The organism is Moraxella sp. (genome assembly GCF_024227015.1).
Classification (GTDB): Bacteria; Pseudomonadota; Gammaproteobacteria; order Pseudomonadales; family Moraxellaceae; genus Moraxella.
The window spans coordinates 1-7,109 of sequence record NZ_JAAELD010000112.1; the positions used below are offsets into that span (position 1 = coordinate 1).

The following is a 7,109-nucleotide window of genomic DNA, read 5'->3' on the forward strand; positions in this document are numbered from 1 at the left end:
AGCTCTCCGATGCGATGAGCGCAATGCTTAGTACCATCAACACGCATCAAAGCCAATTAAAAAGCGAGGTTCGTCGCACCACCGCACACCTTACGCAGGCCAATCAGGCAATCTATGCGCTGTATAACTTCGCTCAAAAAATCGTCGCAGGCAACTTATCCAGCCTACAGCTACAATCTCTGGTCAAGGAATTCTCCACCCTACTGCCCAACAGCGAGATGTCGTTGTGTCTGCACGAAGAAGACAATCAAAACAACATCATCCTATCGCTGTCAGATAAGGAGATTCCTGAGTTTTGTACGCCCGAGGATTGTGATGAATGCCAATTAAAAGCGCACAGCAACACACGCATCATCTCCATCGAAGCATCGGGCAGACGCTGGGGCGAGCTGCTCGTCAATAACGCCAAAGAAAGCCAGCTAAAAATCGACGTGGTAAATCTGGACGACAATCAATTCTTACCCCAAGAGGATTTATTGATTGCGCTTGCCAACTTGGTTGCGCTGGCACTCGTCTCAAAAGAAAAGAAAAAACAAGAACAAGAGCTGCTACTGTCCGAAGAGCGCAATACCCTAGCGCGCGAACTGCACGACTCCATCGCTCAGTCATTATCATATCTAAAGATACAGCTAAGCATACTAAAAACGCTCATGCAGCAAAGCCAAAGCTCGCTTGATGATGAAACTCGTGCCCTTCTGTCAGAATCTCACACCAAACAGGCTCAGCTACTTGCTCAGATGACAGAGGGGCTAAATGCCGCCTATGGACAGCTGCGCGATCTATTGACCACATTTCGCCTGCGTATCGATGGCGGGGATTTTAATGAAATTCTGTCTGCGACGATGGATGAATTTGCCAAAAAAGGCGGGTTTAGCACCTCCTTTGACAATCAGATTCTAACCGTACATCTGTCCGCTTCAGAACAGATCGACCTATTACAGATCATGCGCGAGGCACTCTCTAACATCCTAAAACACGCCAAGGCCAGTCACGTAAGCCTTGCGCTATATCAAGACAGTGCCAGCCAAGATGTCGTCATGATCATCAAAGACGACGGCATCGGCATCGAACAAAGCGACAAACAAAAACAGGGGCATTACGGACTTAGCACCATGGGTGAGCGCGCTGTGAACCTTGGCGGCATGATTGACATCTCTAACGCCGTACCACACGGTACGCAGGTCTCGGTTCGATTCATGCCGCAATTTTTCTTAAAACAATCCAAATCACCACGCCCAGAACCCAAGCTAAACAGCTGGAGTGATGACGAAATTAACACCCTAACACAGGCACTCGATGACGAATTAAATCATCAAGTAACCCATTAAATTAACAAAGCCAATATTACAATATCAGCCAAAAGGTAACTCATGAGTCAAAAGATATACACCGCCGCAAACCCCGCCAAACTACTGCTCGTCGATGATCATCCGATGCTAAGACGCGGACTGTCTGATTTGTTGAATCTGGAGATTGACGTTAGTGTCATAGGACAAGCCCATCACGGCGGTGAGGCGCTTGACTTCTTGGCACAGCATGATGTTGATCTTATCGTATTGGATCACAACATGCCCATCATGAATGGCATTGAGACACTAAAAGCCGTGCGCGAACGTGAGATTGACGTGAAGGTTTTATTATTCACGGTGTCAGATAACCTAAAAGACGTGCAAGATGCACTGGAGCTGGGTGCTGATGGTTATCTATTAAAGGACATGGAGCCTGAGGAGATCATCGGTAACATTCGCCGAATCCTGCGCGGGGAGCTTGTGATCAGCCCTGCACTTGCGCCCATTCTAGCGGCCGCCATGCGAAAACCCAACCAGCCAGAAGCCACGCTAGACCTTACCGACAGAGAATTACAAGTGCTTCACATGATCAAAGATGGCATGAGTAATAAGATGATCGGTAATAAGCTGGGCATTGCCGAATCCACCGTCAAGGTGCACGTTAAGCACATACTGGCGAAAATCGGACTTCGCACGCGCGTGGAAGCTGCCGTGTGGGCGGTTAATCATTTACCAAGCTAGCTTATTCACTAACCAAGGCTAACAGCCCTTCGATGTCGATGATTTGATAGGTGGCGCCTTCTTTTTTGATAAGGTTTGCCGCCATCATTTCTTTTAAGGTGCGTGATAAAGTCTCTGGACGCAGACCAATTTGTCCCGCCAGCTGCTTTTGGGTGCATAACAACTTAAAGGGCTTATCGATCGGATAATGTGTGATGAAATAATAGCTTAGCTTAGATTTTGCCTGCACGAAAGCCAACAAATCACTGCTGACAATGTGATGGTGCAGTCGCTTACTGATGCATTCGCAGAACCATTTTAAAAGTCCGCCAAGCTCAAACTCATCAAGCGTCTTAAAATAACTCTCCACGCACAGGCTTGCCACGAGTGACGTACCGCGACTGGTGGCGGTAAGCTGATGGATGCCGCCTTTGGTGCTAAGTAGCGCCGAATGTTTGGCGGCGATGGTTTCTTTGTTTTGAAATGCAGACAGGTCATCACGATCGGTCTTTTGCCAATCCCATAGCACGCTTTCGTTAATAAGTCCGATACTGTCATACTGAGCGATGAGCGATTCTTGACCGCTGGGCAGCTGCCGATGGCAGTCCACTCGCCCATCCAATAAAAAATACAAATTCACTACAGGACTGTGCTGCAAGAACACAATCTCGCCTTTGGTGTATTCGTGGATGGACACCATCGATAATAGGGATTTTTTGATGTCAGTGCCTTGCTCAGTGTTTGGCAGTAGCGCAAAGATGGGATAGCTCTCTAATGCCAATAGGTACGCCTGATGAGATATGTCGTTTAATTTCATGATGTTATTGGTATGGCCATTTTGTGTCATCTTAGCCAAACCATCTCAAAAACCACATTCCCCAAAAGTGCTGATCCCCACACCAAAACTACCTCCTTTGGCTAAGCCATCCTGCCTGTATTTGGTATGGTGGATTTGGTCGGGTGTGCTATTTTAAAGTCATATTTTGGTTTTATTTGGTATTCATCATGCTATCCGACTTACTTGACTCCAACCACTTCTGGGCAGAGAGCCTATCCGCCCGAGACCCTGATTATTTTTCCCGCCTTGCTCGCCAGCAGTCGCCCAAGTATTTTTGGATTGGCTGTTCTGACAGTCGTGTGCCTGCCAATGAAGTGGTGGGACTAATGCCAGGGGAGTTGTTTGTCCATCGTAATGTGGCCAACATGGTGGTTGCCACCGACATGAATCTGCTTTCCGCCCTGCAATATGCAGTGGACATGCTAAAGGTTGAGCATATCATCGTCTGTGGTCATTATGGCTGCGGTGGGGTACGGTCGGCGTTGTCGCACCAAGAATTTGGGCTGATTGACAACTGGCTACGCTCGCTAAAGGGTATTCATTATCAGTATTTGGATAAATTTGCCAATCTTACCCTTGATGAGCAGACCGACCTGCTTTGCGAGCTTAACGTTAAACGCCAAGTGACCAACGTCTGCCACACCACCATCGTCCAAAACGCATGGCACAGGGGACAAAAATTGTCCGTACATGGCTGGATTTATGGACTAGAAGATGGACTGATTCATGACCTGAAGGTCAGTGTCAATGGCTTTGATAAGCTGGCAGATGCGTTTGTGTATGAGAGATGATTGACCAAAAGCTTTATAAATAAAGCACCTCATCCGTCAATCGCTCAATCTCACTTTTGTCGTGGCTAACGTACAGCATGGGAATTGCCAGCGTATCACGAATATGCTCAAAAAACGGCAAAATCTCGTCCTTATGCTCACGATCTAAGGCGGATAATGGCTCATCAAATAGCAGTAGCTTTGGCGAGTATAGCAACGCACGCCCCAAGGCAACACGTTGTTTTTCGCCCCCTGATAGGTTTTTTGGGGGGCGGTGGGTCAGAGTATCAAGTTTTAATAAGTCAATCATCTCATGAGGGCTAAATCGCCTATCACTTGGCATGATGTTGTTGTACCCAAACAGCAGATTGTCCATGACTGATTTATGAGGAAACAGCTGGGCATCTTGAAAGACCAGCCCCACACGCCGACTTTGGGGCGACAGATTGGTCTTATCATCAAACCACACTTGCCCATCAATGATAATATGTCCCTCTGTGGGCGTAACAATCCCTGCCAAAGCGTGCAAAATGCTACTTTTGCCCACCCCCGACCGCCCAAAAACTCCCACCACAGGCGCTGATTTGACAAGGCTGAGATCAAGCGTTTTTTTGCCAAGAGTTAGACGAAATTGACAATCAAACATGGCTTATCCTTGTAATTTGGCGGACTGATGGCGGGTGTACCACTGCGAAAACCACAACGCACAAAACGCCACTGCCACCGACAAAACCAAAAGTCGCATAATGGCATGGTCGCTGTCTGCTTGTTGGAGCAGGCTATAAATGGCAAGCGGCAACGTACGTGTCTCGCCTGCCACATTGCCCACAAAAGTGATGGTTGCCCCAAATTCGCCAAGACTGCGACAAAAGGACAATATCGCCCCCACCAAAATCCCACCCCACGCAAGGGGCAATGTTATCCCAAAAAACACCGCCACATCAGACGCTCCAAGCGTGCGAGCGGTCATCTCAAGTCGCTTATCCACCATCTGCATGGCAAGGCGTACCGACTGCACCATGAGCGGAAAGCCCATCACCGCACTTGCCAGCACCGCCCCTTTCCAATTAAAGGCAAATTCTAGTCCCAAAGCCGATAGGTGCTTGCCAATTATGCCTTGATTGCCAAACAGCACAAGCAAAATATACCCTGGCACGACAGGGGGCAACACAAGGGGTAAAAAAATCAGTGTCTCAACAAGCGACTTACCCCAAAATTCCTTACGAGCAAGCCAATAACCCACCAATACGGCAGGCACAATGTTGATAAGCAAGCAACAAAAAGCAACCTTAAATGATAAGGTCAAAATGGCGATTTCATCAGGGCTTAGCATGGATAACGGCGGTTAATCAAAGGCATTATTCTACCACATCAAAGCCGTATTTTTTATAAACCGTTTTGGCAGTATTGCTTTGTAGGTAGTCATAAAAGGCGTGAGCGTTGGCACTTTGGGTAAGTTGCACCACAGGATAGACGATAGGTGCATGGTCGGTCGTGGTAAATTCGCCAGCAATGCCCGCCTCATCGCTCATCTTGGCATCGGTCGCATAGACAATCCCAAGCGTGCATTCGCCCCTAGCGACAAAGTTTAGGGCGGTGCGTACGTCTGCCGTCTCCACCAATCTGCCTTGTATGCCTTGCCACCAGTTTTTGGCGGTTAGGACTTGCTTGGCGTATTTGCCCACAGGCACGCTGTCGGTCTGTCCTGTGCAGAGCTTACCATCAAACTGACCGTTCAGCGTTTGTGCGGTCATGTCAATTGTGATGGGCGTATTTTTTGGATGGATAAGCACAAGGCGGTTTTTTAGTAAGGGCGTGCTTGCTTGTACTTTGTCAGCTTTGACAAGATACTCTGCCCAGTCCATATCTGCCGATACAAACACATCCGCCCCCGCCCCCTGCTCAATCTGCTTGGCTAGGGTTGATGACCCTGCATAAGAGACGTTGACTTTGGTGTGATGGGTGGTTTCATAGTCTTTAATCAGCTCATTCATCACATCACTCACGCTGATGGCGGCGTAGAGCGTGATGGTGTCGGTTGGGGCGGACGTGGCATTTTTGTCATCATGACAAGCCGTCAAAAGTAGCACGCCACACGCCATTAGGCTAAATTTTGTCATCTTCATCCCAATCATCTAGCCATTATTAGACAACCACAAACTGCTGTCATCGTCATAGAACTCCTGCTTCCACACAGGAATGTCAGCTTTGATGGCGTTTAGTAGCCACTCGCAGGCATCAAATGCAGGCGTGCGATGAGACGCACACACCCCAATCCACACCGCCATATCGCCAATGCCAAGCTCGCCAACGCGATGAATGGCGACAGCGTGCGTGATGTCAAAGCTCGCTTTGGCTTCACGGATGAGCTTCGCCCCGTGATTGATGGCAAGCTGTTCATAGCCATAATAAGTCAGACGGCTTACCGCTCGCTTATTATTGTGGTTACGCACCCACCCTTCAAACGTTACCAACGCCCCTGCGGTGTCGTTTAATAGATACGATTTTAACAATCTATCATCAATGGGGCAATCCGACAAAGCAAAACCGTCCACTCGGGCAAGCTCATAGGCTTCATCTATAGGCAGACTTGTGATTAACGCATTATCATGAACCGTTTTCATATCAACCCCCTGCCACAGGCGGAATAAAGGCAATCGTATCGCCTAATGAAACACTATCGCCCCAACTGCCAAACTCGTGATTGATGGCAACCGCCACTTTGTCTTGGGGTAAATCAAAGCCGTATTTGGCGGACAGCTCATTATAAATCACCGCCAAATCATCGCTGTCAGTCTGCACAGTCTCGCTATCCTTACCTGCTTGTTCAGCAAGGCTGGCAAAGTACAGCACGGTAAGGCTTATCGTATCAAGCGTTTGGTTGTTATTTGTCATAATCGGCTTTTCCCCCTGTTTTTTGGGTCAGATGAATGTCAGTTATCATGATGTCATGGCTGATTGCCTTGGTCATGTCATAGATGGTAAGGCACGCCACCGATACAGCGGTCAAGGCTTCCATTTCAACGCCTGTCTTGTGGGTAACTTTGGCGGTCGCCCCCACCACGATGGCACACTCGTCATCGGCATACTCAAAGCTCATCTTGATGGTGTCAAGAGGTAAGGCGTGACATAAGGGTATCAGCTCGTGCGTTTTTTTGCCCGCCATAATCCCTGCGATGTGGGCGGTCTGGATAATACTGCCCTTTTTGGTCATGCCGTCTGTGTCTTTGATGTGGCGGTACACGTCAGGGGCGAACACCACTTTGCCCTGTGCACTCGCGGTGCGTGCGGTGGCGATTTTGTCGCCCACATCCACCATGGTGATGTTGCCGTCTTTGTCTAAATGGGTAAGATTCATGATTGCTCTTTTTGTGGGTTGTTTTTAAAATACGACAATGCCAATCTAAATTCATCAGGCGTATTAAAATTGGCAAGATTTCGCCAATCTGTTGGCATGGATAGTGGCATGGGTATTTGGCAAATGGTTTTATC

At 48.3% G+C, this 7,109-nt stretch carries 10 protein-coding genes; 3 read left to right on the top strand and 7 right to left on the bottom strand.

What is annotated here, in order from left to right; genetic code table 11:
• Together GY683_RS02385 and narL are read left to right on the top strand one after the other, a co-directional pair.
• Window positions 1–1,328 (top strand): histidine kinase (locus tag GY683_RS02385; RefSeq protein ID WP_297287221.1); only part of this gene is annotated, 1,328 nt, incomplete at its 5' end.
• 42 nt (window positions 1,329–1,370) lie between these two features.
• Window positions 1,371–2,030, top strand: coding sequence for a two-component system response regulator NarL (narL, locus tag GY683_RS02390; RefSeq protein WP_297287222.1), 660 nt, complete (start codon window positions 1,371–1,373; stop codon window positions 2,028–2,030).
• A 1-nt stretch (window position 2,031) separates the two neighbouring features.
• Here the strand turns inward: narL and GY683_RS02395 are convergent, their stop codons facing one another.
• On the bottom strand, window positions 2,032–2,856 hold the full coding sequence (locus tag GY683_RS02395; RefSeq protein ID WP_297287223.1) for a Crp/Fnr family transcriptional regulator: 825 nt from the start codon (window positions 2,854–2,856) through the stop codon (window positions 2,032–2,034).
• Between the two features lie 158 nt (window positions 2,857–3,014).
• On the opposite strand from GY683_RS02395, the gene can reads away from it, so the two are divergent.
• Window positions 3,015–3,638: a carbonate dehydratase gene (gene can / locus GY683_RS02400; protein ID WP_297287224.1), complete on the top strand. Its 624-nt coding sequence runs from the start codon at window positions 3,015–3,017 to the stop codon at window positions 3,636–3,638.
• 13 nt (window positions 3,639–3,651) lie between these two features.
• On the opposite strand, the gene GY683_RS02405 is transcribed toward can, so the two are convergent.
• The 6 genes from GY683_RS02405 to moaC are packed head-to-tail and all read right to left on the bottom strand — an operon-like array spanning window position 3,652 to window position 6,975.
• Window positions 3,652–4,263 carry an ATP-binding cassette domain-containing protein gene (locus GY683_RS02405; RefSeq protein WP_297287225.1) on the bottom strand — a complete coding sequence of 204 codons (612 nt, stop codon included), beginning with the start codon at window positions 4,261–4,263 and terminating at the stop codon, window positions 3,652–3,654.
• A 3-nt stretch (window positions 4,264–4,266) separates the two neighbouring features.
• Window positions 4,267–4,950, bottom strand: coding sequence for a molybdate ABC transporter permease subunit (gene modB / locus GY683_RS02410; protein ID WP_297287226.1), 684 nt, complete (start codon window positions 4,948–4,950; stop codon window positions 4,267–4,269).
• Window positions 4,951–4,975: 25 nt separating this feature from the next.
• Entirely contained in the window at window positions 4,976–5,737 is a 762-nt protein-coding gene (modA, locus tag GY683_RS02415; protein WP_297287227.1) for a molybdate ABC transporter substrate-binding protein, read from the bottom strand.
• 15 nt (window positions 5,738–5,752) lie between these two features.
• Complete coding sequence (locus GY683_RS02420; RefSeq protein WP_297287228.1) at window positions 5,753–6,241, bottom strand: molybdenum cofactor biosynthesis protein MoaE; 489 nt, start codon at window positions 6,239–6,241, stop codon at window positions 5,753–5,755.
• Window position 6,242: 1 nt separating this feature from the next.
• Window positions 6,243–6,512, bottom strand: a complete 270-nt coding sequence (locus tag GY683_RS02425) for a MoaD/ThiS family protein (protein WP_297287229.1) — start codon at window positions 6,510–6,512, stop codon at window positions 6,243–6,245.
• Complete coding sequence (gene moaC / locus GY683_RS02430) at window positions 6,502–6,975, bottom strand: cyclic pyranopterin monophosphate synthase MoaC (RefSeq protein WP_297287230.1); 474 nt, start codon at window positions 6,973–6,975, stop codon at window positions 6,502–6,504. Before moaC ends, GY683_RS02425 begins: the two co-directional genes overlap by 11 nt.
• Window positions 6,976–7,109 lie beyond the last annotated feature (134 nt).

Bases quoted from the DNA above. Each gene is read 5' to 3' on its own strand.
- moaC (WP_297287230.1), bottom strand. From the start codon at position 6,975: ATGAATCTTACCCATTTAGACAAAGACGGCAACATCACCATGGTGGAT.
- can (WP_297287224.1), top strand. From the start codon at position 3,015: ATGCTATCCGACTTACTTGACTCCAACCACTTCTGGGCAGAGAGCCTA.
- modA (WP_297287227.1), bottom strand. From the start codon at position 5,737: ATGACAAAATTTAGCCTAATGGCGTGTGGCGTGCTACTTTTGACGGCT.
- narL (WP_297287222.1), top strand. From the start codon at position 1,371: ATGAGTCAAAAGATATACACCGCCGCAAACCCCGCCAAACTACTGCTC.
- GY683_RS02425 (WP_297287229.1), bottom strand. From the start codon at position 6,512: ATGACAAATAACAACCAAACGCTTGATACGATAAGCCTTACCGTGCTG.
- GY683_RS02395 (WP_297287223.1), bottom strand. From the start codon at position 2,856: ATGACACAAAATGGCCATACCAATAACATCATGAAATTAAACGACATA.
- modB (WP_297287226.1), bottom strand. From the start codon at position 4,950: ATGCTAAGCCCTGATGAAATCGCCATTTTGACCTTATCATTTAAGGTT.
- GY683_RS02405 (WP_297287225.1), bottom strand. From the start codon at position 4,263: ATGTTTGATTGTCAATTTCGTCTAACTCTTGGCAAAAAAACGCTTGAT.
- GY683_RS02420 (WP_297287228.1), bottom strand. From the start codon at position 6,241: ATGAAAACGGTTCATGATAATGCGTTAATCACAAGTCTGCCTATAGAT.